Genomic DNA, 26652 nt, shown 5'->3' on the forward strand with positions numbered 1-26652 from the left:
GCCGCCTTAGAGTCCTTCACTGTCACTGTTCCAAAAGTGAGGTTCGTTCTCTGTCGACTTCTCTAACAGTTCATTTGCTTTCGCAAGCATATATTTTGGTTGCGCTATCACAATGTCTTCTGGCACGCGCTGACCATTAGCGATGTAAGCCACTGGCATTGCGTTTTGAATCACTACACTGATGAATTCGCCTAGACTTAATGACTCATCAAGCTTCGTCATAATACAACCCGAAAGTGGTATGCGTCGGAAGTGATCCAGCGTTTCTTGTAGAACGCGACGTTGTGCGGTAGCTGGCAAAACAAGGTAGCTGTGAATCACTTCTCCGCTCTCTTGCATTAGAGTATCGAGCTGCTCAGAAAGCCTGACATCTCGTTGCCCCATCCCTGCCGTATCGACCAAAATCAGTCTTCTGTTTCTTAGCTGATATATAACATCGGCTAACTCGTTAGAATCTTTAGCAACTCTCACGGGACAACCCATGATTCTTCCGTAAATTGAGAGCTGCTCATGTGCACCTATGCGATATGTATCTGTTGTCACAAGGGCCACATTGTCGGCACCGTATTCCATGGCGGCACGTGCTGCGAGCTTCGCAACGGTGGTTGTTTTTCCCACCCCCGTCGGACCTAACAGTGCGACCACACCACCACGTTTTAAAATGTCCTGTTTAGGAATATTGATTTGATCCGCCACCAGCGACAACAGCGCTTTCCACGCTCGCGCTGGTTTTGTATCTTCCGGGATATAGCAAGCCATTTGGTCTGCTAACTCCGGAGAAACGCCCATACGCTCTAAGCGCTTAATCAGCATTGCTCTGAGCGGCTCACGACGTTCCACTTCCTGCCACATTAGGCCAGAGACTTGATGCTCTAGAAGACGACGAATTGACGTCATCTCTTCGCGCATACTCTCCAGCTCATCAGCAGACTCTTCTCGCTCATCACTTGGACGGCGGCGATCATAGCGTGTCGGATCCAACTTCGGCGTTGGACGCTCAAATCGATTATCTTGTGCGATTAACTTCGCCAAAGGTGAATCTGGTTGATATGGCGCTGGCTTTTCTTGGTTGTAGCCGTCGCGATGCTTATTCTGGCGTTGCAATAAAGCAGAGAGCGAATCTTCATTTTCCGCTACATGATCGTCAGCATCTGCTGCACCACCACTATATTGCTTAAGCATGTTAGCGAATCGCTGCGTCATCGAGCCTGTTTTTTCGTTGTTACTGTTATTACTGTTCAGGCTAATTTTATCTTCATCTAAATGACGATCTTGATAACGATCAGCAGAAGACGATGACATTTGACGATGTTCGTTATAGCGATTCGATTGAGAAGCACCGCGATTTTGTTGTGACGCTGCGCTTGCTTGAGACGGGTTAGATTCACTATCTATCGCCGCAACAATCGCCACCCCACCAGCCACTTTCTTGTTTGACATGATCACCGCTTCCGCGCCTAACTCCTCTTTCACTTGGAGCAGCGCCGTTCTCATGTCTTTGGCAAAAAATCGCTTTATTTTCAAACTATGAATCCATTAATGATGCGTGAGATCAGTTACCCACGGCTTGCACAATTCTGATCTGTTTTTCATCCGGGATTTCTTGGTAAGACAGTACCCGGAGATTAGGTATTGTGTTCTTCACAAATTTCGCCAACGTCGAGCGTAATACACCGGAAGTAAGCAGAACGGCAGGTTCGCCTTTCAATTCTTGTTCCTGTGTCGCTTGGCTTAGTGAAGACTGCAATCGTTCAGCGAGCCCCGGTTCAATCCCCGCAGATTCGCCTCCTGATGCTTGCATAGTTTGATGCAATATTTGTTCCAGTTCAGGTATCAAAGTAATCACTGGCAGCTCAGGCTCTATACCATTGATTTCTTGAACAATTAGACGTTTCAGACTAATTCGAACTGCTGCCGTCAATATGTCAGCTTCTTGACTCTTACTTGAGTACTCAGCCAAAGTTTGAACAATCGTGCGAATATCGCGGATTGGAATGGCCTCGTTTAACAAGTTTTGTAGGACTTTCACCACCACACCTAAAGGCAACTGATCAGGAACAAAGTTCTCAACCAACTTAGGCGCGCTGCGTCCTAACATTTCTAATAAATTCTCTACTTCTTCATGACCAATCAACTGCGATGCGTTATTAGTCAATAACTGGCTCAGGTGCGTCGCTAATACTGTCGATGAGTCAACAACCGTATAACCTAACGCCTGAGCATGCTCACGCTGATCTTCGCGAATCCATACAGCTTCCAGTCCAAATGCAGGGTCAATGGTTGGCTCGCCATCAATCATGCCATACACCTGACCTGGGTTAATCGCTAGCTCTTGATCCGGACGAATCTCAGCTTCGCCGACCGCAACCCCCATTAATGTGATTCGATAGCTGTTTGGCGTCAGTTCAAGGTTGTCACGTATGTGAACCGCAGGGATTAAAAACCCAAAATCTTGCGATAGCTTTTTACGCACACCTTTTACGCGCTCTAACAGTTCTCCACCTTGGTCTCGGTCCACTAGCGGAATCAAGCGGTAACCCACTTCTAGGCCAATAATATCGACTGGCTGGACGTCGTCCCAAGAAAGCTCGCGTTGTGATGAAGGCTCTGTACCTTCGTCGGCTTTCGCTGGTAAAGCCGGTTCTTTCGCTTTCTGCTTTTGGCGTTTATCGATGAAATACGCCGCCGCGCCAGCCGCTACCGCCAGACTCAAAAACGCAAAGTGTGGCATGCCCGGTACGATGCCCATCACACCGAGAATAGCTGCGGTAATCATCAGTGCTTTTGGGTTATCGAACATCTGGAAGACCAGCTGTTCCCCCATGTCTTCATCGGTGTTTTGACGTGTCACCATCATCGCCGCTGCAATCGACAGCAATAGCGATGGAATCTGTGCAACTAGGCCGTCACCAATCGTCAGCAAAGTATAGATTTCAATTGCCTCACCGAAACCCAATCCATACTGCGCCATACCGATCGACAGACCGCCAATGATGTTGATAAACAGAATCAAAATACCGGCAATCGCGTCACCTTTTACGAACTTCGAGGCACCATCCATTGAACCGTAGAAATCCGCTTCTTTTGTCACTTCAAAACGACGAACTCTTGCTTGTTCTTGGTCTATCAATCCGGCATTTAAGTCCGCATCAATCGCCATCTGCTTACCTGGCAACGCATCAAGGGTGAAGCGAGCACTTACCTCAGAGATACGACCTGCACCTTTGGTCACCACCATAAAGTTGATGATCATTAAGATGAGGAAAACCACTAAGCCGACCGCGTAGTTACCACCAATAACGACATTACCAAACGCTTCAATTACGTTACCTGCCGCGTTGCCGCCTTCATGACCATGCAGTAAGACGACACGTGTCGAAGCAACGTTCAAAGCCAAGCGCAACAAGGTTGCGATCAGCAGTACCGTCGGAAAAGCGGCGAAGTCCAACGGACGACGTGTGTAAACGGTCACTAACAACACCACCATCGACAACGCGATGTTAAAGGTGAAGAACATATCCAGCAAAAAGGCTGGAATAGGCAGCACCACCATCGCTAAGGTGGCCAAAACCATCACCGGTGCGCCAATAGCTGGCATTTCACGCTGAGGGATTCGTGGCAATTTATCTGCAAATGGCAGGCTTAACTTCATACTACGAGAGATCTCAATCGATTGAAGCGTCACGTTAGCTCTTACTATTAATACGCGACCGCTTTGGCCTAAAAGTTTAGGTATGGTTGATAATTAAGGCGTTTTAAGCAAGCTATGTACCATAATTAACGCCAAAATAATGACTAAACACTCAAGTAGAGTTTAATATCTGATTCAATTAATCTTTTTAGAATTAGGCTTCTTTTAGCATTAGTGCCGGTGTTCTGGCGGGATTGGCAAATCGTAATCCTGAATTTTGGGGCGCTGTCCACCTCGTTTTCGGTATTGCTTCAACTGGAATACAAATGCCAAAACCTGAGCCACCGCAGTAAATAATCCATCGGGGATCTCTTGTTCTAGCTCAGTAGTATGGTACAGCGCACGAGCAAGTGGCGGAGCTGGTACAATTGTGATGTCATGCTCTCGGGCGACTTCTCGAATCTTCATTGCCATGTGATCAGTACCTTTAGCGATCACTACCGGCGCACGGTCTGTCTTCTGTTTATAACGAAGCGCTACCGAGAAGTGCTCTGGGTTAGTAACAATAACATCAGCTTGAGGAACATCCGCCATCATTCGACGTTGAGCCGCTTCCCTTTGCAACATACGAATGCGTCCTTTGACCTCTGGCTTACCCTCGGTTTCTTTATATTCGTCTTTGACTTCTTGCTTGGTCATTTTTAACTGATCAGCGTGCTGCCAGATTTGAAATGGAATATCGATAGCAACCACGATCAATAGCGAACAGCTGATCAACAAGATAAAGTTCAGCAGAATATCTAAAGCATGGAAGATGTTTTGCGGATACACATCCATACTTAATTGAATCAGATCCGCCTGTGATGCTTGGATCAAATAGATCGCGACACCAGTAACCAAAACCACTTTAAGAATTGATTTGATCAACTCTACCCAGCTTTGCATTCCGACCATCCGCTTTAAACCGCTAAGCGGATTCATTTTTGACAGCTTTGGCATAGCCGCTTGAGCAGAAAAACTGATTCCTCCCACACCCGCAGCACCAATCATGGCGGCAGTAAACAACGTAGCTAGCACCAAAAATAGAGGGAACAACAAATCGGTCATCGCCCCTAAAGCAATGTCAAATAGCTTTGCCGTATCAAAAATCTCTTCTCGTTGAAGATCAAATAAACGGCTCATGATGGAAAACAGTGAGCGTGCTAACGCCTCGCCAAACCACATCAGTGAAATGGCGCCAACGATCAGTACAGATGCTGATGCAAGCTCTTTAGATCGAGCGACCTGCCCCTTTTCTCTGGCTTGTTGTAACCGTCGGGGCGTGGCTTCTTCGGTGCGTTCCTGACCGTCTGATTCTGCCAAATCTTAGCACTCCAAGCGAATAAGCCGACAAATCTGCGCCTCACCCACTGTCCAGAACATTTCATAATGACTGTATAGACCAGCCAGTATGTACCAACACAGTAATAGACCCACCATCAACGCAAACGCAAAACCAAGCGAAAAGATATTCAGCTGTGGTGCAGCACGGGTCATTACACCAAACGACAAGTTAATGGTAAGTAGTGCAATAATTCCAGATAGCGACATACTCAGTGCCGTTTGGAACATAATACCAAGCCAGCCTGCCATTTCACGGAAATCAACCGCGTTGAGCGAGCCGGAGCCAATCGGCAGTGTTTTAAAGCTGAACACGACCAGTTGCAGCATTTTCAAGTGCCCATCGGTGGCAAGGAAAAACATTGTCGTCAAAAACATGAATAGCTGACCAAGCAATGGCGTGTTCTGACCATTTGCGGGATCAACCATAGAAGCGAAACCCAAACTTGATTGCATACCCAATATTTGTCCCAACAAGACAAAGGTTTGAATCATAAATTGAGTGACCATGCCCATCGCAATACCGATGATCATTTGCTCGGCAATGGTCATAAAACCCCGAAACGAGAGCAACTCAATTTCTTGAGGCACTGCAGGGATCGCTGGCATGACTGCAAAAGTGATGGCTAACCCGAGGTAAAGGCGGATTCGTGGTGAGACAAATCGAGCCCCAGTTACCGTCATCACCATCAGCATGGAAGAGATACGAACGTAGGGCCAGAAATAGTTTGCGATCCAATCTAAGACAACGCTAGTGGGGTACTCCATAGGCGCCTCTAATAAAGCACCTGAGGTAAGCGCTCAATCAAGCCATAGAAATATTCCATCAACATTTGCGTCATCCAGTGACCAAATAGCATTAGAGCCAAAAGCGTGACAATCAAACGCGGCAAGAAGCTCAATGTTTGTTCGTTGATGGAAGTCGCAGCTTGGAAAATCGCAACAATAAGGCCGATAAGCAAACTTGGGATGATAATGGCGCAGACCATGATAAGCACCATCCAAAGTGCTTCACGGAAAAGCTCGACAAACATTTCTGGTGTCATGTCTTATCCTCTATCTGCACTTATCTAAAGGGCAAAACTGCCCGCGAGTGTCGAAAGTATCAAGTTCCAACCATCGACCAATACGAACAGCATCAACTTGAACGGCAACGAAACAATCATTGGTGACAACATCATCATACCCATTGCCATCAGTACCGACGCTACCACGAGGTCAATAATCAAAAACGGCAAGAAGAGCATAAAACCAATTTGGAATGCAGTTTTTAACTCCGAGGTGATGAAAGCCGGAATCAACACCGCCATCGACACATCTTCTGGATTCTCAACTTGCTCTCCTGACATGGTTACGAACGTCTCCAAATCTTTGATTCGGGTTTGTTTAAGCATGAACGCTTTCATTGGTGCTTGTGCAGCATCAAACGCTTCTCTCGCAGTGACTTGCTCATTCAAATAAGGCTGAACGGCTTTATCGTTGATTTCGTTCAGGACGGGAGACATAACAAAGAAGGTCAAAAACAGCGCTATACCAATGATGACCTGATTAGACGGCGTTTGTTGCAAACCCATTGCCTGACGCAATATCGACATCACCACAACAATTCGAGTAAACGACGTCATTAGAATCACCATAGCAGGCAAGAAGCCAAGCATGGTCATTAACGCTAAAATTTGCAGTGTAACCGAGTAATCTTCACTGCCATCTGGGTTTGTGGTCATGGTAAACGCAGGGATGCCACCACCACTAGAAACGGACATAGCACGACTGGCGCCAGTATCACTTTGCATCGCCTGAACAGTGACTCTACTTCCATCAGCCAAGTTGTCAGGCAGAGCAGACTCCTCTGCCTCAGCAAACGAAAATGAAGAAAACAGCACGCCGACGAAAAGCAACAACGTGCTCAGGAGCAAACGAATCGGGTTACCCTTTGTCATGTTTTTTGATCAGTTGGCTAAATTGAGTCGCAAAAGCATTGGTCGCCAACTCTTCCTCTTTCAGTGGCTTATCTAACTTGGCTAACGTTTGGATTGATTGGCTGGTAATTCCAACCAAAAACTGCTCTTCACCCACTTGAACTACGGCGATTCTTTCTTTGGTGCCCACTGGCAACTGACTCACAATACGCAAGCCTTTTTGTTGTCCCATCGCAGGCACTTGCATACGTTTAAGTAGCCAAGCCAACAAAAGAATCACGCCGATCACAAGCACAAGCGAGCCCAGTGTCGTCGCAAGATCCAGATTATTTGGTGCGGCAGCAAATGCATAAGGAGCACTCAGCATTAAGCTCAGTGCTCCAGTGATTTGCGTCAATCGCGTTTTGATTGAGCGGCTCATCTTAACGTAGCTTCTTAATTCGTTCAGTTTGGCTGATCACATCCGTCAAACGGATACCAAACTTATCGTTCACGACCACGACTTCGCCATGCGCAATCAGTGTACCGTTGACTAATACGTCCAATGACTCGCCCGCTAGACGATCCAACTCAACAACCGATCCTTGGTTCAATTGCAACAAGTTCCGAATGCTGATTTGTGAACGACCGACTTCCATCGAAATCGTCACCGGAATATCCATGATGGTGTCGAGTTTACGGCGCTCATCTTCGGTAATTGGGCTTGAAGTGTCTTTTAGCTCTTCCAGTGGCGCGGCCAATACTTCATCTACGTCAACAGAAGGTGCAGACGGGTCTTCGCCAAGAGCGGCTGCCCATTCATCTGCTAGCTTTTGATCGTCACTTGGTTCCATTTTTTCTATCCTGTGTTAAGCCTTATTTAATGCCAAAGCATGTATGTTCAATAAGGTATCTTAATCGTCTATATCGTCTTCATTCTCAAGCTCAGACATGATGTCTTTGCCCAAGAAAGCTAAATCTGTTTTGACTACATGTGGGCGCTCAATTTCCTCAGAAATTTGCACCGCTAATTTGTCTTCCGAACGGCCCATTTTTACGCGATAGGTCGGCAGGTCTTCCACAAACATTGTCGCATGTTCTGGCATTTCAATCGGGATGATGTCACCCGGTTGCAATTCCATGAGGTCACGCAAAGAGATGTCTTTTTCAAGCAAGTTAACGCGGAAGTTAACCGGACAATCCATAATCTCTTCACGTAATGCTGAGCTCCAACGGACGTCTGTCTCCATCTTGTCGGACTGAACACCTGCATCCAACAGTTCACGAATCGGCTCAACCATGGAGTAAGGCATAACGACATGAAAATCGCCGCCGCCACCATCGACCTCAATGTGGAAAGAACTCACGACAATCACTTCTGTCGGGCTGACAATGTTAGCCATACTTGGGTTTACTTCAGAGTCGAGATATTCGAACTCCACCCCCATCACTGGCGACCACGCTTCTTTGTAGTCTTCAAATACAATCTTCAGCAGCAGCTGAATAATGCGGCGTTCCGTTGGGGTAAATTCGCGTCCTTCGATTTTGGCATGGAATCGACCATCCCCACCAAAGAAGTTTTCTACTAGAATAAAGACTAAGCGAGCCTCCATGGTGATCAACGCTGTACCTTTTAACGGACGAAAACGCACCATGTTCAAACTGGTTGGCACGTACAATGTGTTTTGGTATTCGCCAAACTTCATCATCTGCACGCCATTGATCGACACTTCTGCCGTTTTACGCAGCATATTAAACAGACTAATACGCATGTGTCGTGCAAAGCGCTCGTTGATAAGTTCGAGCGTCGGCATTCGACCACGTACAATCCTGTCTTGCGACGAGAAATCAAAATTGACGGCACCTTCGTTGTCGTTTTCTATCGGTTCATCGACGTCATCAACATCGTCAACCCCGTGTAATAGCGCATCAATTTCGTCTTGGCTTAATAGATCGGTCACGTTTTACCTATTGAATAACAAAATCTGTAAACAGTACTTTTTCAATCACTGGCTTACCGACCGCAGCGTTTAGCGCTGCTTTGATATCTTCGGAAGCACGATCGCGCAATTCCACTCGTCCCGTTGGAGAACGCAACTGATCAACCGTCGCCGAAGCAAACGTTGATAACAAAGAGCTCTCAATCAGTGGCGAATGGTACCGCGCCAACTCTTCATTCTCTGCGCCGCGAACCATTAACTGCGCTTTAATTTGTACCAGTCTGTCGCGACGGTCCCCAGTAACGTTAAATACAAATGCCTGAGGAAGATTCACGTAGGCAATGGGCGAGGCATCAGATGCCTTCGCTTGAACCTGTTGAGACGCTTCAGCCTGAGCTGGTTCATCAGAGCCCATGAGAAAGAATGCTGCTGCACCACCGCCAAGTAGCAATACCACAACAGCGATTATGATGATAAGTAACTTACCTTTTCCTTTCGGCGCATCGGCCCCTTGTAACTGTTCTTCTGCCATTGTTGTCTCTTATTGTTCTTTTAGGTTACCGAGATGCTTAAGGAAGTCGTTTGGTAACCTTGTATTATTGCCTTTAAACGGCCTGTTATGCGTAAAAGCTAATTCCATCACGCTTTGAAGCCACATTCAAATCCAGATTGACGTCAGCATCAAAGCTCTCTTCTGATTGTCCAGAAAAACCGCTGCCTTGAGCGCTTTGACCATGTTGCTCAGCAGTATACCTACCTTGCTGCTGCCCGCTGTTTTGTTGCTGAACAGAAGAATCAGCCAATTGCATGCCCTGCTGCGCCAACATCTCTCTCAAGCGAGGAAGCGTCTGTTCAATGATGTCACGCGCTTGCGGGTTGTTCACCGTAAAATGCACATTAGCTACATCGTTGTTCATCGTCATACGAATTTGCATACGACCTAATTCTGGTGGATCAAGACGAATATCGAGGTTTTTTAGGTTCTTCGACATCATCATTTGCACTTTTTCCGCCACTTGCTCATTGGCCAACTCTTTGGTCAGTTGCAACGGAAGCTGAGCTTGCTGCGCGGCATCAATACGCGCTTGTTGCTGCACGTTTGTTCCTTGTTGACCCGCCATCACCTGAAGCTGCCCTGCTAAACCATGTTGAAGTTCTGGTTTATCTTGCTTATCCGCTGTCGCTTTAAGTGCACCAGCAGTCAATGCGGCATTCACAACTTTCTGGTTAACCTCTCCGTCCTTTACGCCTTGAAGCGCCGTCGGAAAATGAGCTGCGGCCAACGCATCTGTCATCGGAGACAATGCGACTTTATCTGTACTCTGAACAGCTTGTGGCTGAGCTGATTGAGGCGCAAAATTAAGGGCTTGCTGAGACATCCCCATAGGTGTAGCCTGGCGAGCCAAATGCTGTTGTCCTTGCTGTTCGGCGAGAACCTGTTTAACGTCAGTAGGAAGCGCAACAAACTGGGCAAGATCTTGCTCAGGAATATCGGCAATGACCGTCCCTTTTTTCAACCCTTCTATGATCTCAGTTTCTTGCTGAGTCAGTGGTTTTCCCTGCGCCAGTTTGGTATCTATGAGTTCGAGTTCATCCAAGGAAACACGCTGAAGCGCATCAATTTTAGAGCCATCCAAACCCACCTCCAGTGGCGATAGTTCATTGGCAACGTCACCACTGACCATGCCCTTCTCGGTTGGGTGACTGACTTGTTTAGCCATACCTTGCCAAGTAGCAAACTCAGACGAGAGCTTATCGACATCGATAGGTTGACCATTCTTATCTAAAATTGGCTCTAAGCCTTGCCCAGCCATTGCCTGCACTTGTTCAAGCGATTGAGCTAATGGCATGTCATTCAAAGCAAGTTCATCAATGTCTGTTGTTTGCCCGTTGAACGAGTGTTCTAAACCCGCTCGTTGAGGCAAAACTTTGCCACTATCGATGGATGCATTATTCGCTTTCAAGGTTTGATTCGCTTGTTCAATACGACCAAGCAGCTGTTGTCCTTCACCCATCGCGCTTTTTGCGCCATTAGCAGCTGAAGGGGCGTTCGAGAGTGAACCGACTTTCTCAGTGACATCAGCATCATTTTGCGAGTGCTCGCCTAGTTTGGCTTCCAGTAGGCTTGCTTCATCACTTTGAATGGTGTTCGCATGCTCTGTCAGCATGTCGCCAGAGCGGTTTTGCTCTTGATGGCTTTCTTGCGCCAGAAACTCTTCGGCGTCGTTACTGCTCTCTTGAGCCACGTCTGTGACCGTATCTTGGCTATCAGCGTCGCCAGACGAAAGCTTGTTAACCTCGGCACTGTTTTGTTCTTCACCGTTTTGTGATTTCGTTGCTACTTTTTCTGACTTTTGTGAACCTGAAAATGCATCCGTCAAGGTTTCCAAAAATCCCTTGTTCTCCGCGTTTTCTGTAGGTGCTTGTGCGGCAGAGTCAGAAACTGACGTCTTGCTCGTCGCAGAAACATTGGACAAATTCACATTCATATAGAAATTCTCATTATCAGCAGCTTCGAGCGCTAGGCCGCTGCTAAATTGCACACGGTGGCAAATTTAGGTTATTGGGATGATCATCTACAAAGTTATCTGCAAAAATTACGCCAATAACAAGCTCATTGCCGCAGTGACAAATCGAGCGCTATAAGTGGAAGCAACATCAACTTTTAAACATTAAAAAGGCTTCGCTCGACGGCTGTAAAGCAACGTTGAAAACTCATCCATTTGCTTTTGTTCCCGTTTGGCTTCCGCAAGCTGCTTCTCTTTCTCTCGCTTTTCGATCATCCACTCATAGGATTTGCGTTCTTTGCGTACTGTTAACCAGTATTCTTGACAGTTTTCTACCTGTTCTTTGAAATGACTTTCCGCTTGTTTCTGCTTAGATAACGTTTCGTCTAGCTGGGTGAGAAAGCGATTTAAATGCCCATATTCGCTTGCCGTTAAGCCCGCCTGCCCACGGTCGATAAGCTGTTGGCAATAATCAAGGCGATACTTTTCGATTTGCTCAACCTGACGGTAATAATCTTCAAATTCAGAGCGCGCTTTGTTCAGCGCAAGTACGGCTTGATCTTCACGCTCTTTAGTCTGCTCAAGTAGGAACTCCATCGCATTGTTCATGCGCTATCACCCGCCCAAAATGTTTCTAAGCATGTTGACGCACATATCGTATGGCACCGATTCTTTCATGCTCTGCTGTAAGTATTCGTCTAACTTTGGCTTCAATGTAAACGCGCCATCGATAGCAGGATCGGTGCCCGGTTTGTACGCCCCAATCGAGACCAAATCTTGGTTCTTGCGGCAAATCGACAAGACCTGACGTACGGCTTTCGACATCAGAACATGTTCTTCAGTGGTGATTTGCGGCATAACACGGCTCACCGACTTTTCGACGTCAATCGCAGGATAATGACCTGCATCCGCCATTTCACGGGACAGCACAATGTGACCATCAAGAATTGCCCGCGATGCATCCGCAATCGGGTCTTGTAAATCATCGCCCTCGGTCAACACGGTAAAGAACGCCGTAATTGAGCCTTGTTCGGCGCTTCCGTTACCCGCACGCTCAACCAAAGCAGGTAGCTTAGCGAACACAGATGGCGGATAGCCTTTTGTCGCTGGCGGCTCACCAACAGAAAGGGCGATTTCACGCTGCGCTTGCGCAAAACGCGTCAAGGAATCCATCAATAACAGAACGTCCAAACCTTGATCGCGAAAGTACTCGGCAATGGTTAAGGCGGTTTGACAGCCTTTCAAACGCATCAATGGTGAAGCATCGGCAGGCGCAGCCACCACGACAGAGCGACGTCGTCCATCCTCACCTAAAATCTCTTCGATAAACTCTTTAACTTCGCGTCCACGCTCACCTATCAGACCGACCACAACAACTTGTGCGGTTGTACCTCGCGTCATCATGCCAAGCGTGACCGATTTACCCACACCAGAGCCGGCAAACAGACCGATACGCTGACCTTTACCTACCGTCAATAATCCGTTAATCGCTTTCAAGCCCACATCAAGTGGCTCTGAAATTGGCTTTCGAGCCAGCGGGTTGATTGGCTCAGCATTAAAAGAGGCGCGATGATCGGTATACAACGGGCCAAGTCCATCAAGCGGATTACCAACCCCGTCAATCACTCGACCAAGCAACTCCATGCCAACAGGCAAGCCAGCGTCACTGGTTAATGGCGTCACTCTAGCGCCAGGCAAAATGCCCGTAATTTGCTCGCTTGGCATCAAAAATAGGTTATCACCTGAAAAACCGACGACCTCGGCTTCCATCTGACCGGACATGGTTTCCACTAAGCATAAACTGCCAATTGGCGCGCGACAGCCTGTCGCTTCCAACGTTAACCCAACCACTCGAACCAGTTTGCCAGAGGCAACTGGGCGCGTCGTTAAGCCTTCAACTTTGTAGTTTCTTAAACGGTCAGCCAATGCTTGCATGGATTACTCACCCTCTTGATGACGGTTTGCACCACAAAAACTGTGCAACACGCTTTTGACGCGCTCTTCCATACGGTAGTTAATGCTTGATTCACCCGCTTCAATCTGGACGTCGCCCCGATTAAGTGATGGCTCAGCAACCAACGTCCAGTTGCGGCAATCAAGGTCTTCTTCGCCGTAGGCTGAACGAATAATCGCAACGTCTTCTGGATTCAGGTGCAATGTAATGGGGTGACCTGATATTGGCAGCGCTTCAACCGACTGCTTAACCGTGTCTAAAATAATTTGAGGGTTGGTTTGTACTTCGACATGCACGACTTCTTTAACTAAACAGAGCACCATGTCCACCAGCTGCTTTTCAACCTGAGCATTCATTAGCTCTAACGGCTGAGCAAACTGGTTCGCTAAGTTCATAAAGGTTTCAACTTGCTGCTGAATATATTCTTGACCTGCGGTCACGCCTTCGGCTTTTCCAAGCTCCAGCCCTTCAGCATGGCCCGCTTGCAGGCCTTCTTCTTTGCCTTTGTCGTAACCTTGCTTAAAGCCTGCTTCTTGACCTTGATACAAACCTTCCTGATAAGCGCCTTGCTTGATCAGCTCTATCTGCTCTTCGGTTAGCTCAAGTGCTTGCTCTTCTTCTGGTTCTTCAAGATTCGGTACCCAACCCGGGTCATAGTTAAACGCGGTTTGTTTTGCTTGCTTGGCTTTGGGCTCACCGTAATCAGGCAACCCCCAACGTTGTGGTTCGATCATCGAATCATCTTCATCAGGACGGATAAATCCACGTTTTCTTTCGCCAGCCATGGGTTACCTATTATGTATTCGATTAAGAAGTGAGGGTGCTCCGCAATAGGATAATCGCGGAGCAATAGAGATTATAAGAACTCGTCCGCACCGCCAGACAACATGAGTTCGCCTGCATCGGCCATGCGACGAGCGATCGCCAGGATTTCTTTCTGTGCCGCTTCGACATCCGCCACGCGAACTGGCGGCATCGCTTCGATGTCATCACGCATCATCTCAGCTGCTCGTTTCGACATGTTCTTAAATACCTTCTCACGCAGAGAATCGTCGGCACCTTTAAGTGCTTTTTGCAACACGTCTTGTGGTACATCACGCAGCAATTTCTGAATACCTTGATCGTCCACTTCGACTAAGTTTTCGAAGACAAACATCAAGTCTTGAATTTGCGTCGCCATGTCTTCGTCTTGATCGCGAATCTGTTCCATCAACAAACCTTCGACGTTGTTGTCTAGATAGTTCATGATCTCCGCTGCCGCTTTCAGGCCACCAATCTTGGCTGCTTGAGCGCCAGCTTGACCCGCGAACTGTTTCTCCATGATTTCGTTCAGCTCTGCCAGTGCCGATGGCTGAACTTCTTCAAGGTTGGCAATACGCATCATCAGATCCAAACGCACGCGCTCAGGGAACTGAGACAAAATCTCTGCGGATTGGTCTGCTTCTAAATAAGACAAGACGATGGTTTGGATCTGCGGGTGTTCGTTGACAATGATGCTCGCCACTTGTCGTGGGTCCATCCATTTCAGCGAATCCAAGCCTTTTGAACCCGTACCAAGTAGGATCTGGTCAACCAAGTTGTTGGCTTTGTCTTCACCAAGAGCCGCCACCAGCGCATTACGCATGAAGTCTTCGCTGCCCATGCCGATGTTGGTGTATTTCTGGATGTCCTCCAAAAACGCACGGTGAACGGCTGACACCTTGTCTTGGCTGAGATCTTTCGCCTTAGCCATCGCACTACCCACACGCTGGACCTGTTTTGGCTCTAGGTGACGAATAATGCCAGCGGCATCTTGTTCATTGAGGCTCAGTAGCAAAATTGCTGCTTTTTCTTCGCCAGTAATGGTTGAGACATCCAGCTCAACTGGCATTCCCGCGGCGTTGTCATCTTGAGGTACGATATCGTTAGCCATTGTCATTCATCCAGTTTTTCACTACTTGAGCAGCAAGTTCAGGTTCATTCGCAACCAGAGCGCGAACCGCTTTCAATACATCTTCATCTTTATGAAGGTTTGGCAAATCAATACTTGAACCAAACTCAAACAGTTCGCTGCTTTCAATGTCGCTGCCAATCAGGCTAGTTTCACCATCCGCGCCAATCGGCAAGCCGTCTGGTCCGTACATTTCGTCTTCGTCATCACTGGTAGGGTTAAGCAATTTCTTCATTGCTGGGCGAACCAGAACCAACACAACAACGATGATCACTAATGCACTTGCGAACCAACGAACCCAGTCACTGAAGTTAGGGTGCTCCCAAATTGGTGGTTCTTCCAGCTGTTCAGCCTCAGGCTCTGCAAACTTCACACTCAGTACATTCAACAAATCACCACGGCCTTGGTCAAAACCGACCGTACCAATTAAGACTTGGCGAATAGCATTGATTTCAGATTCGGACATCGGGGTATAGGTCACTTCTCCCGTATCTGGGTTGACCTGACGACGGTCCTTAATCGCAACAGAAACTGTCTGACGAGCAACCGTCCCCGTCTGCTTACGCTCATGGCTGATGGTGGTATCAAGCTCAAAGTTACGCGTGGATTCTTTACGCACCGAACCCTGCCCCATGACAGAACCGTCTTTCATCTGAGCCACATCTTGCGGAATAGAGGCATCCGCTGGAGGCTGATTACTTAACGCCCCCGGAATACCCGCTACCATATTGCCGTTATTGTAATCTTCTAATGCGTACTCACTGCGGGTTGCAGGGGTATTGGGATCAAAGCGTTTGCGAGTTTGTTCAACCGCGCTGAAATCCATTTGGATATCGACCTGCGCCGTGTAGTTGCCATAACCTAAAATAGGTAATAGCACTGAATCAATTTTTTCACGCAGCGCCTGTTCCTGACTACGCTCTAATTCTTGCTCTTTGCGTCGCGCTGCAGAAGCAGGGTCTTGAGAGCCTGAACTGAGCAAACGGCCATGCTGATCTGTGACGGTAATTCGGGAGGTTTTCATTCCCGGAACGGCACTCGCCACCATGTCAACGATAGAATCAACTTCTTGCTGTTTGAGGTTCGTGCCAGTCGACAGTGTCAAAAATACGGACGCAGATGCTTCTTGATTGTGACGTACAAACACACTGTGCTTTGGCAGCGCCAATAAGACTCGTGCTTTACGAACTTGCTTCATTTCCTCAATCGCTTGAGCCAATTGACGTTCTCGACTGAGTTTAAGGCGCTCTTGCTCTAAACGTTGTGATACGCCAAAGCCCATATCTTGCAGCAAAATATCATCGCCCGCCTCTGTGGCTTGGTTTACGCCCGAGCGAACCATGCCAAGTTTGATCGAGTTGTATTCGCTCGATTCAACAGAAATGGTATTACCATCAAGCTTGTAATTGATTTTTTGCTGGTCCAGATAATCCAAAACGGGGATCAACTCTTCGGTCTCATACGCTCCAAGCGGGCGCATCTCCGGCTCTTTGACCCAAAAGAACAGCATCACGATCAATGCAACACAGATGGAGATTGACAGCACAAGTACAACTTGACGAAGTAAATCAAGGTCACCCACTGCCATATCAAATTTTGACGCACTGCGCTCCTCTAGATCTGGATTTTGACTCTCCACATCTACGTCGGAACTTGCTACCAGTGCACCATCTGAGCCGCCTTCAGTGACGGTTAAATCTGTAGACTTGTCTGCCACACTTATTACCTAAATTACACTGGCATGTTCATGAGGTCTTTATACGCCTCAACGAGTTTATTGCGAATTTGAACCGTCGCATCAAAAGCGACACTAGACTTGTTACGAGCAATCATAACGTCAGAAAGGGAAACATCGGCATCACCACGATCAAAACGGGTTTGTAAATCACCGGATGCTTTTTGAAGTGTGTTCACGTTATTGATGGCTTTAGTTAGGAGATCATTAAAATCTGCTCCAACTTTCGCCCCACTTGCAGTAGGAGCAGTATTGGTTGCTTCTACCATCATGGCGCGCATTTCTGCCTGAATACCATCAACTTTCATTAGCACCTCTAAGCCAAAAGATTGACTATTAACAAAACTGATTATTAACACAGCAATTAACGTGCCATAAGACATTAGTTAGCGGTTTGCTTACACTTTTTGTCTTATGGCGATTGCACATGTTAATTTGGGATATCTATACCAGCATCACGCATTTTGGCAAGTTTGTAGCGCAAGGTTCGTGGGCTTATGCCCAGTTTCTCCGCCATTTCTTTGCGTCGGCCGTTACACTCCACCAAGGTTTCCAAAATAATGGCGTATTCTTGGTCACGCAGCTCGCTGCCCAAGCCCTCCCCGCCAGATACCGGACGGTTCACACTCTCAGGTTGAGCGACTGGCTTAACATTAGGTACAACCATCTCTGCATTTTGAACCACATGCTGCAAGCTGTTGGCATCTTGCCAATCCACCCCTTCTAGTAAGATGTGCTCAGCGTCGATATCACCATTCTCACTTAAGATAAGAGCTCGTTGCACCACGTTATCCAGCTCACGAACGTTACCTGGCCAAGGGTATTGCAGCAGTTTTTCTACCGCAACGGCTGAAAATTGAGGCACTGGCATCCCCATCTTGCTGCAATGACGCTCAGCAAGATGCTTGGCAAGTGGCGCAATATCGCCTTTGCGTTCGTTCAGTGCTGGCCACGCAATTGGGAACACATTCAGGCGGTAGTATAAATCTTCACGGAAGTTGCCTTCTGAGACGTACTGCTTGAGATCACGGTTACTGGTCGCAAGCACGCGTACATCCAGCTTGATGCTCTTACGACTGCCAAGGCGCTCCACTTCACGCTCTTGCAAAACACGTAATAGTTTCGCTTGCAGGTTTAAGTCCATTTCGCTGATTTCATCCAGCAAGATTGTGCCGCCTTGCGCTTGTTCAAACTTACCCGGACACGCTTGAACCGCGCCAGTGAACGCGCCTTTCTCATAACCAAACAGTGTCGCTTCCAGCATGTTGTCTGGAATCGCCGCACAGTTGATCGCAACGAATGGACCATCTTTACGGTTTGATGCGTTGTGAATATAACGCGACATCACTTCTTTACCTGAGCCACTCGGACCTAGCACCATAACATTCGCATCTGTACGTGCCACTTTATCGGCCAAAGCAAGTAGTCGCAGACTTTTTTCATCAGCCACGACCGCGTCACCATTGTCATCGCTTTTGATCGGTGCATATCGACTGACCATGTTCAGCAATACTTCTGGTGCAAATGGTTTCGCCATGTAGTCAATCGCGCCGTCTTTCATTGCCGACACGGCATCCTCAATGTTGGCGTACGCCGTCATTAACAGTACTGGTAAGTTAGGCCAATTCTGCTTGATGTTTTTGAGCAGAGCCAACCCGCCCATACCTGCCATTTGCACGTCAGAAACGACGATATCGACAGTATTCGATTTGAGTTTTAGTAGTGCGTCTTCCGCACAGTCAGCTTCTAACCACTCATACCCTGCCAGAGCCAGAGTATCCACTAGGGCTTCACGAAGACCTTCATCGTCTTCTACGATCAGCACTTTGCTTTGCGCCATTCTGATTCTCCAGTAATTGTTATTACCAGAAGCTGCTTACTGCGCTTCTGGTTGCACTCGCTCTAGCGGAATGCACATGGTAAAGCAGGCTCCATCACCCTGCTCTGAAATAAGTTCCAATCGACCGTCATGGGCACGGCAAACCATTTGAACAACAGCCAGCCCTAACCCGGTTCCTTGAGAACGCGTGGTAAAAAATGGCTCCATAATTTTGGCTTGTAGTTCTTCAGGTACACCCGGTCCGCTGTCTTGCACTGAAATGCGCAACTCGCCATTTACCGGGCGGAAAAATATATCGACTTGCGACTCTTTACCAGACATCTGAATCGCATTCATGACAAGGTTGCTCAACGCGGATGCAATCGCATTCGCATTGCCTAGCAACTCAGTTTGTTCTTCTTCCACTTCTAGGCAGTAATCAATACCGTTATTTTTTAGCGCGGTTTCGACCATCGGCTGATATTCCGCCACCAACTGAGCAATCGTAAATGGCTTAATGACTTTATTATCACCACCTTTAGCAAAAAGCAGCATATCATTAACCTGCTTTTCCAAATCGTGCAGTCGATCCATTAATTTGGTTTGAAAGCGATCCCTTGTCGCTGGTGGAAGGTTTGGCGCTCCCAAATTGGATGCATATAGCATGGCGCTCGATAGCGGCGTTCTTACCTGATGAGCAAGTGACGCTACCATACGCCCTAACGACGACAAGCGTTGTAAATCACTCACACGAGCTTGAAGTAAGCGAGTTTCGGTTAAATCGGTAATCAGGATCAATTGACCTGTCGTAGAAGCCGAAATGGCTAATCGAACTTTACGACCATTCCGCAGGGAAACTTCGTGACCATCATCCTCACGAGGATCAAACACCGCCTGAATAATGTTGAACCATTTTTCATTAACCAGTGGAATCTCAAGAATTCGGTGCGCCTCTGGGTTTGCTTCACGCACTATGCCGAACGTGTCGAGCAGAATCACTCCGGCAGGCATCACATCAAGCACCTGCTTATAGCGCTCAACCTGATTTTCTACGGAATCTAAATGGGATTGGTTGGTGTTGTTATCCATTACTGCCTGTCGAAATATCGCCGCTAAAACTAAAATAGCTTGGTAAGCAATTAGCGTACCAAGCTATTTTTTATATTTATCATGACGTTAAGTCATCGACAATAAGTTGACACCCTCAGATAACGGTTTTTGGTGTCAGAAAAACGATGCTAAATAGCCCAAATGATTTAGATATCGTCTTAAATCTCAACGTTGCCTAGCGTTGTAAGTTGTACTTACGCATTTTTTCCACCAACGTTGTGCGTCGCATACCCAGCATATCAGCGGCTCGTGCCACGACTCCACCTTGTGCTTCTAACGCTTGGCTGATCATATTAACTTCTAAATCAGCCAACAGCTCTTTCAGATTTACACCTTCAGGCGGCAGCGCTTGCGGAGCGTTCATGCTGTGGTCAAGATCGTCTTGATCATCAAAGCTAAAGTCTTCTGAGAAGATGTCTTGGAACACATCACGCTCTTGTTCTTCAACCGAAATAAACGGATTACTTTCTGGTTGGAACTCCGGGATATCACTGTAGCGATATTTGGTTGGTAAGTGGTTTACATCGACCAAGCTATTTGGGTACAGAATGATCATTCGCTCAACAAGGTTGGCTAACTCACGCACGTTACCCGGCCAGTTGTGCTCCATCAGTGAATTGATCGCACGAGGGGTAAAACAGATAGGCTGGCCACCCTCCGCTTCCAGACGCGTCATCAACTCTTGCAGCAGCAATGGAATATCTTGTTTGCGCTCTTTCAGCGCAGGCATCTCGATTGGAAACACGTTCAAACGATAGAACAAGTCTTCTCGGAACGTGCCTTCTTCAATCATACTTTCTAGATTACGGTGTGTGGCCGCGACAACTCGAACATTGACCTTGATGGTGCTATTGCCACCTACGCGTTCGAAGCAGCGCTCTTGCAATACGCGAAGTAACTTCACTTGCATCGACATCGGCATATCGCCAATCTCATCAAGAAAGATCGTGCCACCGTCTGCGAGCTCAAATCGACCTTTACGTGCCGTTAACGCACCAGTAAACGCGCCTTTTTCGTGGCCAAACAATTCACTTTCTAGAAGCTCCGGTGGAATGGCACCACAGTTAATGGGCACAAAGGCACCACTGCTGTACGACGAATGATAGTGAATGTTACGCGCAACGACTTCTTTACCGGTACCAGATTCACCCAAGATCAACACGTTTGCCTCAGTGTCTGAGACTTGCTCGATCAGGTGACGAACTTCTTGAATACCTCTACTTTGACCAACTAAGCTGCGAAAAAGTGTGTTTTTTCGTGCACTGGCAACGACATTGACCCCTTTTCGACCCAGAAAATCTTTGCAGTGGCGTAACGCCTCACTAAGCTGTGGGTAATTAAGAGGTAGTTCTAGCTCACCTACAAAATTTGGAAGATCATCCACGGGCAACGGAAATCGGCCCATGACTAAAAGTGGGATGTGGTAGGCGCTGTTTAAATGAGAGATAACCGTATTCGCCGCTTGACCTGCTGGAATGTTACCAACAATACAGCACGACCATACGCTAGACCAATCAACATCGCTGAGCTGATCAGAACTGACCGCTTCGCAATTTTCTCCAACAAATTCCAATATATTGCTTAAATTTAAACGACTTGATGCGTCATCATCAATTACAAGCAGCTTTGCCAAACCTTGCATAAGTAAGAATGATTGCCTTTATTTTAGGTGCGTTGCGGCCAAACCTTGATTTGCGCAATTGGGTGCTAAAAGAAGGCAGAACCACCACACTCAATTTACGATAGACAAAATAGGAAAATCAGCAACAAAAAAAGCCATTAGGGCTACTAATGGCTTCTATTTTATTTGAATATAAAAATAAGGCAACCAAGCAATAAAGAGGTGTGAGCTTGATAGAAACTTTGCTACACAACTCGTTGCGCAATTGACAAATATATTCCTCTAATATCTTAACGCGTTGTTTTGGTTATTAAATACCGACTTCAGCTGCTGTAAGATTATGAAACTCTGTAGGGATTTGGTCCCAAGCGGATTTGATCTCACGGATAATGTCGATAACGTCGTCGATCAGTTGAGGATCATTTTGATGGTTAGCAGCTGAAATTTGCGTGATCATAAACTCATAGAGTGAATCTAAGTTTGAAGCAATATCACCACCGTCATCCATCGATAGACAGCTACGTAGCGCAATGATGATGTCTAGCGCTTTACCTAAACGCTCACCTTTTGCTGGAATGTTGCCTGCTTGCATGGCCGCTTTACCTTGAATAAGGCGCTCAATCGCACCAGCCATAAGCATTTGAATGACTTTGTGCGGAGAAGCCGCGCTTAGCTGGCTGTCGACTGATACCTTTTTGTATGCTTGCAAAGAACCGCGCATAGTAATCCTCTTTTAAATAAATTTTTTGTACTGCTGAAGCGAACGCTGGCCATAACGAAACTTATGAAGTTCTTTTCCGACCTTTGACGTTTCCGATTGCATCAGCTCGACAATTCTTTTGGTACGAGTAAGCAACGCTTGCCACTCTGCATCCTGCTTAACCAAAGGATTTTGATGAATAATTGGTAACAGGTTTTGCAATAACCGTTCCCTGATATCGACCAAGCGAAGAATTTCTTCAGTACTAAAGTCGACTTTTTCCAATTCTTGCGTAATTAGTTGATCTATATCACTAATATCTATGAGTTCTTTTTGCATTTATTAACCCAACGCACTCATTAAGGCACCTAACTGACCTTGCATTTTGCCAGTCGCATCTTGCATGGCGGTAAACTTCGCGTGAGTGCGTTTTTCTAGGCTTTCCATGCGGCGATCTAATGCCGCTTGATCATCACTCAAACGATAATTTTGTTCTGTGAGACTTTTTTCTCGAGTACGAATGCTGCCTGTAATGCCTGTAATACCATGAATCGCATCTTCGACTCGTTTAGCAAAACCTGTGTTGCCACCGAAGAACTTTTCTAGCTCGTTGAAGTTGTTGTTCAACTGACGATCTAACATGTCATAGTTGATTTCTAAGGTACCTTGACGCGTGGTAGTAATGCCAAATTCAGTTAATGACTTTAGGTTTTCAGGCGCTTTATCAATTTGAGTGGAAAATACCGATTTTAATCGTGAGTCTGCGCTGCGTACGGTACTGTCACCCGACAACGGTCCTTTTTGACCAGTGACCGGATCCACACTCGCCAACGCTTGAGACGTTTGATAAAACGAGTTGTACGCCGCAACAAAGTTTTCGATGTCGTTACGCACACTCTGACGGTCGTATTCGACGCCAATTTCAGCAGGTGGCTTGTTCGGTTCTGATTTGCCTTTAAGTGTTAAATCAACACCTTCTATGGCATCTTCAATCACATTGTTGTGACTAGAAAGCTTTGCTACTCCATCAAGCAGAACTTCTGAATCTTGCCCTGCTTGTACCTCTGTCATACCAAGGTATTCTTCAAAAGCAGATTGCGCTTTTGCGATTTTCGCTTCTGCTTCATCAATTTTTTCTAAACGTTCACGCTCTTGAGGATCCAGCTTAGCGCGATGAATTTGTTTCGCTTGCTCTTCGGTCAATTCACCACGTTCAACTTTTGCGTCTAGCGCTTGTTTTTCACTCGCAATTTTTTGCTCAATTTCTGCTTTTTCTTGCTCAAGAAGCTGCTTGGCCTCTTTCGTCGTAACGTAAGAGTCGGTTAATGTGCCTGATGCCGCATTACTCCAACCCGGTACATCTGGTGCCTTCTCTATTGCTTTCTCGTCGAGTTCGAGCTCTGGCTCTTCATAAGAATCCAGCAAAGTGCCTGACGCAGTTTCTGTCCACCCTGGAATTCGGTCTTCAGGGCGCAAACTCGCACGTCGGTTGGCTTCATCAATCGCTTCCTGCCCAGCTTTAGCAGCTTCTGCACCCGCAGCAGAGATTGGCTCTTGGGAGCCATCATCTTGTCCATTTTCTGCCGCTTTTTGCTCTTCTGGAGGTAGAGGATTGCCGTTTGCATCCAGTTCCACTGGTTGCTCGGGGAATTGAAGAGGACCTAACACTTCTTCCGCCGCTGAACGAGCTTCTTCAAGCGCGTTAACACGGTCTTCAAGTGTTTGATATTCGAAATATTTTAGAGGGTTGCCTTTGTCGGCCTCCACACTGACTCTGATTTGATGATCCTTACCAGAGAGATTTGAGGCAAGGATAAGGCGTGGTCCTTCAACGTCGTTAATGAGAGATGCTCGAACACCGGGGTTGTCTTTTGAGCCGTTGATGCCGCGTACGACATCTGCGAGCTTGGAGCTCGAACGAACGTTCACGTTGAAGGTGTCATCACCAAGCGAAATCTGCAGCTTACCAGGGCCAAACTTTGCGTCTTCTGGCAGTACGTCAGAAGCGACTTTGTGGCTCTGGGCAAGCTGCAACACATCGATAGCATATTTGCCAGCGATAGCATCTGTGGTTGCCGTAGCAGATACGATATTGTCGTCTGTCGTTTCAACAGTACGAACGGCAAACGCTTTCTCTTGACGAAAGTTCGCCATAAGATTTTTCATCGTATCCAGTGATTCTCTGAGTCGCCCATAGGCACTGATACTGGCATTAATTGTCGTGCGCTCGTTGTCAATGCGTTGCTGCTTTGGTACGCGTTCGGCATCCACAATTTTGCTGACCATGGAATTGATATCCATGCCGCCAGACATCCCCAAAGGGCCTAAACTCATCAAATCACCTCTAAAAACGACTTACACTTTTTCAGTCAACAACCCGCTGTTGGCTGTGTGCTCAGCTAGGCGACGCAATACCACTAGCATTTCTTCATCAGGAATTTGACGAATCACGTCGCCCGTTTTGGCTTCGTAAATCGTCACCACATCTCTCCCGGATTCCTCATCCACTCGAAACGCGACTCCTTTGTTTATGGACGTCACAAACTCATTCATTTGTGCGACCAATTTTTCACGTTCTTCTTTGTTCAGCTCTTGACGGCTTTCTGCCATCTCGATCGCTGCTTGAACAGAGAAGTCGTATTCGGTGTCTTTCGCTTTTTGCGGCGAAACCTCACCATTTGAATTTGCTGGGCTAGACGTGCCTATATCATTGCCATTTTTACTTGCAAACTTTGTGCCACTTGGCGTGCCGTAAGGCTGGATGTTCGATGCGTAGGAGGATATATCCATTACAATCTCCCTTCCACCTTATGGGCTAACGATAGAATCTATCGCTTTGGTGCCCCAGCACTAAGGTGTTTACCTCAGGCTGGGTCAACCACTTAGCCCAACAAGCTTAGCGCTGCAGATGGAGACTGCTTCGCTTGAGCCAGGATTGAAGTACTTGCTTGCTGAAGAATTTGCGACTTAGTCATCGCAGTGGTTTCTTTCGCGTAATCAGTATCTTTAATACGGCTGTTAGACGCATTAACGTTCTCGTTAATGTTGTCTAGGTTGCTGATTGCGTGGTTGAAGCGGTTTTGGAAAGCACCAAGTGACGCACGTTGGCTGTCTACTGACTTAAGCGCACCGTCGATAACAGCCACGGCTTCTTGAGAGCCTGCTACTGTTGTTACGTCGATGTCTTTCACTGTTACGTCTTTCGGGCCGCCAAAGCCGATCTCGTCCGCTAGGTTGCCAGAGAACTCAACATCACCTTGAACTTTTTGAGAAGAAGCAAATACTTGTAGTTTACCATCTTCACCAACAGACGCTTTTACATCATCGTTTTGACCGTTGATGTACGTTGCTAGCTGCTCAATGTCGTCGCCTTGTTTTGCGCTAATCGATAGCTCTTTCTCTTCACCTTGTTTGTTGGTGTAGCTCATTTTGAACTCAGTTTTCTCACCAACAGTCCAAGATGCATCTTTACCCTCTTCTGCTGCGTAGCTCTTGCCACCCATTGCAGAAGTGTCTGAGCGCAAGCTACCCATAGAAAGCATAACTGCTTCACCTGAGTCTGCACCAATTTGGAAAGATTGCGTACCGTATGTACCGTTCAGCAACTTGTTACCACCGAAAGAGGTAGTTTCAGCAATACGGTTTAGCTCGTCATTTAGCGCTGTTACTTCTTCTTGGATCGCAACACGTTCTGCTTTTGAGTTAGAACCGTTCGCAGATTGAAGCGATAGGTCACGCATACGTTGTAGGATGTTGGTAGATTCATTCATTGCACCTTCAGCAACCTGTGCAATAGAAATACCGTCGTTTGCGTTTTTCACCGCCATGTCTAGGCCACGGCTTTGTGCATTCAAGCGGTTTGAAATCTGTAGACCTGCAGCATCGTCTTTCGCGCTATTGATTTTATAACCCGAAGACAAACGCTCCATTGATTTTTGTTGACCGTCAGCTGCCTGGTTTAGGTAACGCTGTGCAGTCATCGCAGAAACGTTAGTATTAACGTTAATCGCCATAATTGATCTCCTTAAGGCTTTAGTGAATGTACCGTCGTGTCTCTCACCTCACTTAGGTACATCTCATTTCTCTCAGTCCCTTTAACGGCGACCGATGAATATCCTTTAGAAGAAATTTTCAATTTTTTGCGATTATTTTCTTTGGCTTAATGAAATGTGATGAAGCTCTAATGTCGTGATTCGCAGAAATTCTGAGTCTCCAAAAGATAGAAAAAAACCCAGCCGAAGCTGGGTTTACTCGCTCATCTCTCACCACGAGCCAATGAGGTTCTCGTCTTAGGTTTGAAATTAACCTAGCAGACTTAGCGCTGAGTTTGGCGCTTGTTTCGCTTGCGCAAGGATTGAGCTTGACGCTTGCGATAGAATTTGTGACTTGGTCATTTGAGTCGTTTCTTTCGCGAAGTCAGTATCTTT

The 26652-nt window shown here is 47.0% G+C and carries 26 protein-coding genes; all 26 read right to left on the reverse strand.

Features of this window, described 5'->3' with window-relative positions:
- Positions 1 to 6: 6 nt before the first annotated feature.
- On the reverse strand, positions 7 to 1524 hold the full coding sequence (gene flhF, locus L3V27_RS17040; RefSeq protein ID WP_012841533.1) for a flagellar biosynthesis protein FlhF: 1518 nt from the start codon (positions 1522 to 1524) through the stop codon (positions 7 to 9).
- A gap of 28 nt (positions 1525 to 1552) precedes the next feature.
- The gene (flhA, locus tag L3V27_RS17045; RefSeq protein WP_046875562.1) at positions 1553 to 3652 is read right to left on the reverse strand and encodes a flagellar biosynthesis protein FlhA; all 2100 of its coding nucleotides are present in this window, start codon (positions 3650 to 3652) and stop codon (positions 1553 to 1555) included.
- Positions 3653 to 3862: 210 nt separating this feature from the next.
- The gene (flhB, locus tag L3V27_RS17050) at positions 3863 to 4993 is read right to left on the reverse strand and encodes a flagellar biosynthesis protein FlhB (protein WP_006741705.1); all 1131 of its coding nucleotides are present in this window, start codon (positions 4991 to 4993) and stop codon (positions 3863 to 3865) included.
- A 3-nt stretch (positions 4994 to 4996) separates the two neighbouring features.
- Positions 4997 to 5779 carry a flagellar biosynthetic protein FliR gene (gene fliR, locus L3V27_RS17055; RefSeq protein ID WP_145473588.1) on the reverse strand — a complete coding sequence of 261 codons (783 nt, stop codon included), beginning with the start codon at positions 5777 to 5779 and terminating at the stop codon, positions 4997 to 4999.
- A gap of 8 nt (positions 5780 to 5787) precedes the next feature.
- Complete coding sequence (gene fliQ / locus L3V27_RS17060) at positions 5788 to 6057, reverse strand: flagellar biosynthesis protein FliQ (protein ID WP_012841532.1); 270 nt, start codon at positions 6055 to 6057, stop codon at positions 5788 to 5790.
- A gap of 24 nt (positions 6058 to 6081) precedes the next feature.
- Positions 6082 to 6951 (reverse strand): flagellar type III secretion system pore protein FliP, encoded by an 870-nt coding sequence (gene fliP / locus L3V27_RS17065; RefSeq protein WP_237312382.1) that lies wholly within the window; start codon positions 6949 to 6951, stop codon positions 6082 to 6084.
- Positions 6938 to 7351, reverse strand: a complete 414-nt coding sequence (fliO, locus tag L3V27_RS17070; RefSeq protein WP_046875540.1) for a flagellar biosynthetic protein FliO — start codon at positions 7349 to 7351, stop codon at positions 6938 to 6940. The genes fliP and fliO overlap by 14 nt, the downstream gene beginning before the upstream one ends.
- A 1-nt stretch (position 7352) precedes the next feature.
- Entirely contained in the window at positions 7353 to 7763 is a 411-nt protein-coding gene (fliN, locus tag L3V27_RS17075; RefSeq protein ID WP_012841530.1) for a flagellar motor switch protein FliN, read from the reverse strand.
- 60 nt (positions 7764 to 7823) lie between these two features.
- The gene (gene fliM, locus L3V27_RS17080) at positions 7824 to 8870 is read right to left on the reverse strand and encodes a flagellar motor switch protein FliM (protein WP_006741703.1); all 1047 of its coding nucleotides are present in this window, start codon (positions 8868 to 8870) and stop codon (positions 7824 to 7826) included.
- A 7-nt stretch (positions 8871 to 8877) separates the two neighbouring features.
- Entirely contained in the window at positions 8878 to 9381 is a 504-nt protein-coding gene (fliL, locus tag L3V27_RS17085; protein ID WP_012841529.1) for a flagellar basal body-associated protein FliL, read from the reverse strand.
- A gap of 85 nt (positions 9382 to 9466) precedes the next feature.
- Positions 9467 to 11338, reverse strand: a complete 1872-nt coding sequence (locus tag L3V27_RS17090; protein ID WP_237312384.1) for a flagellar hook-length control protein FliK — start codon at positions 11336 to 11338, stop codon at positions 9467 to 9469.
- A 183-nt stretch (positions 11339 to 11521) separates the two neighbouring features.
- Positions 11522 to 11965 carry a flagellar export protein FliJ gene (gene fliJ / locus L3V27_RS17095; protein ID WP_237312386.1) on the reverse strand — a complete coding sequence of 148 codons (444 nt, stop codon included), beginning with the start codon at positions 11963 to 11965 and terminating at the stop codon, positions 11522 to 11524.
- Positions 11966 to 11971: 6 nt separating this feature from the next.
- A complete protein-coding gene (fliI, locus tag L3V27_RS17100; protein WP_006741701.1) occupies positions 11972 to 13291 on the reverse strand; it encodes a flagellar protein export ATPase FliI in 1320 nt (439 codons plus the stop codon).
- A gap of 3 nt (positions 13292 to 13294) precedes the next feature.
- Positions 13295 to 14095, reverse strand: a complete 801-nt coding sequence (fliH, locus tag L3V27_RS17105) for a flagellar assembly protein FliH (protein ID WP_006741700.1) — start codon at positions 14093 to 14095, stop codon at positions 13295 to 13297.
- Between the two features lie 71 nt (positions 14096 to 14166).
- On the reverse strand, positions 14167 to 15222 hold the full coding sequence (gene fliG, locus L3V27_RS17110) for a flagellar motor switch protein FliG (RefSeq protein WP_012841526.1): 1056 nt from the start codon (positions 15220 to 15222) through the stop codon (positions 14167 to 14169).
- On the reverse strand, positions 15215 to 16957 hold the full coding sequence (fliF, locus tag L3V27_RS17115) for a flagellar basal-body MS-ring/collar protein FliF (protein WP_006741698.1): 1743 nt from the start codon (positions 16955 to 16957) through the stop codon (positions 15215 to 15217). The genes fliG and fliF overlap by 8 nt, the downstream gene beginning before the upstream one ends.
- 14 nt (positions 16958 to 16971) lie before the next feature.
- Positions 16972 to 17283: a flagellar hook-basal body complex protein FliE gene (gene fliE / locus L3V27_RS17120; RefSeq protein ID WP_012841525.1), complete on the reverse strand. Its 312-nt coding sequence runs from the start codon at positions 17281 to 17283 to the stop codon at positions 16972 to 16974.
- Between the two features lie 122 nt (positions 17284 to 17405).
- Positions 17406 to 18815, reverse strand: a complete 1410-nt coding sequence (locus tag L3V27_RS17125) for a sigma-54 dependent transcriptional regulator (RefSeq protein ID WP_046875536.1) — start codon at positions 18813 to 18815, stop codon at positions 17406 to 17408.
- Between the two features lie 36 nt (positions 18816 to 18851).
- Positions 18852 to 19883, reverse strand: a complete 1032-nt coding sequence (locus L3V27_RS17130) for an ATP-binding protein (protein ID WP_006741696.1) — start codon at positions 19881 to 19883, stop codon at positions 18852 to 18854.
- Positions 19884 to 20079: 196 nt separating this feature from the next.
- Complete coding sequence (locus L3V27_RS17135) at positions 20080 to 21546, reverse strand: sigma-54 dependent transcriptional regulator (RefSeq protein WP_006741695.1); 1467 nt, start codon at positions 21544 to 21546, stop codon at positions 20080 to 20082.
- A 289-nt stretch (positions 21547 to 21835) separates the two neighbouring features.
- Positions 21836 to 22246, reverse strand: coding sequence for a flagellar export chaperone FliS (gene fliS / locus L3V27_RS17140; protein ID WP_012841524.1), 411 nt, complete (start codon positions 22244 to 22246; stop codon positions 21836 to 21838).
- A gap of 12 nt (positions 22247 to 22258) precedes the next feature.
- A complete protein-coding gene (locus tag L3V27_RS17145) occupies positions 22259 to 22564 on the reverse strand; it encodes a flagellar protein FliT (RefSeq protein ID WP_012841523.1) in 306 nt (101 codons plus the stop codon).
- A 3-nt stretch (positions 22565 to 22567) separates the two neighbouring features.
- Positions 22568 to 24559 (reverse strand): flagellar filament capping protein FliD, encoded by a 1992-nt coding sequence (gene fliD / locus L3V27_RS17150; RefSeq protein ID WP_006741694.1) that lies wholly within the window; start codon positions 24557 to 24559, stop codon positions 22568 to 22570.
- Between the two features lie 21 nt (positions 24560 to 24580).
- On the reverse strand, positions 24581 to 25015 hold the full coding sequence (gene flaG, locus L3V27_RS17155; protein ID WP_237312387.1) for a flagellar protein FlaG: 435 nt from the start codon (positions 25013 to 25015) through the stop codon (positions 24581 to 24583).
- Positions 25016 to 25107: 92 nt separating this feature from the next.
- Complete coding sequence (locus L3V27_RS17160) at positions 25108 to 26238, reverse strand: flagellin (RefSeq protein WP_006741693.1); 1131 nt, start codon at positions 26236 to 26238, stop codon at positions 25108 to 25110.
- 288 nt (positions 26239 to 26526) lie between these two features.
- A partial coding sequence (locus tag L3V27_RS17165; protein WP_267135723.1) for a flagellin occupies positions 26527 to 26652 on the reverse strand: 126 nt, incomplete at its 5' end.

This window comes from Vibrio sp. J2-3(2022) (assembly GCF_021725735.1).
Taxonomy (GTDB): Bacteria; Pseudomonadota; Gammaproteobacteria; order Enterobacterales; family Vibrionaceae; genus Vibrio; species Vibrio diabolicus.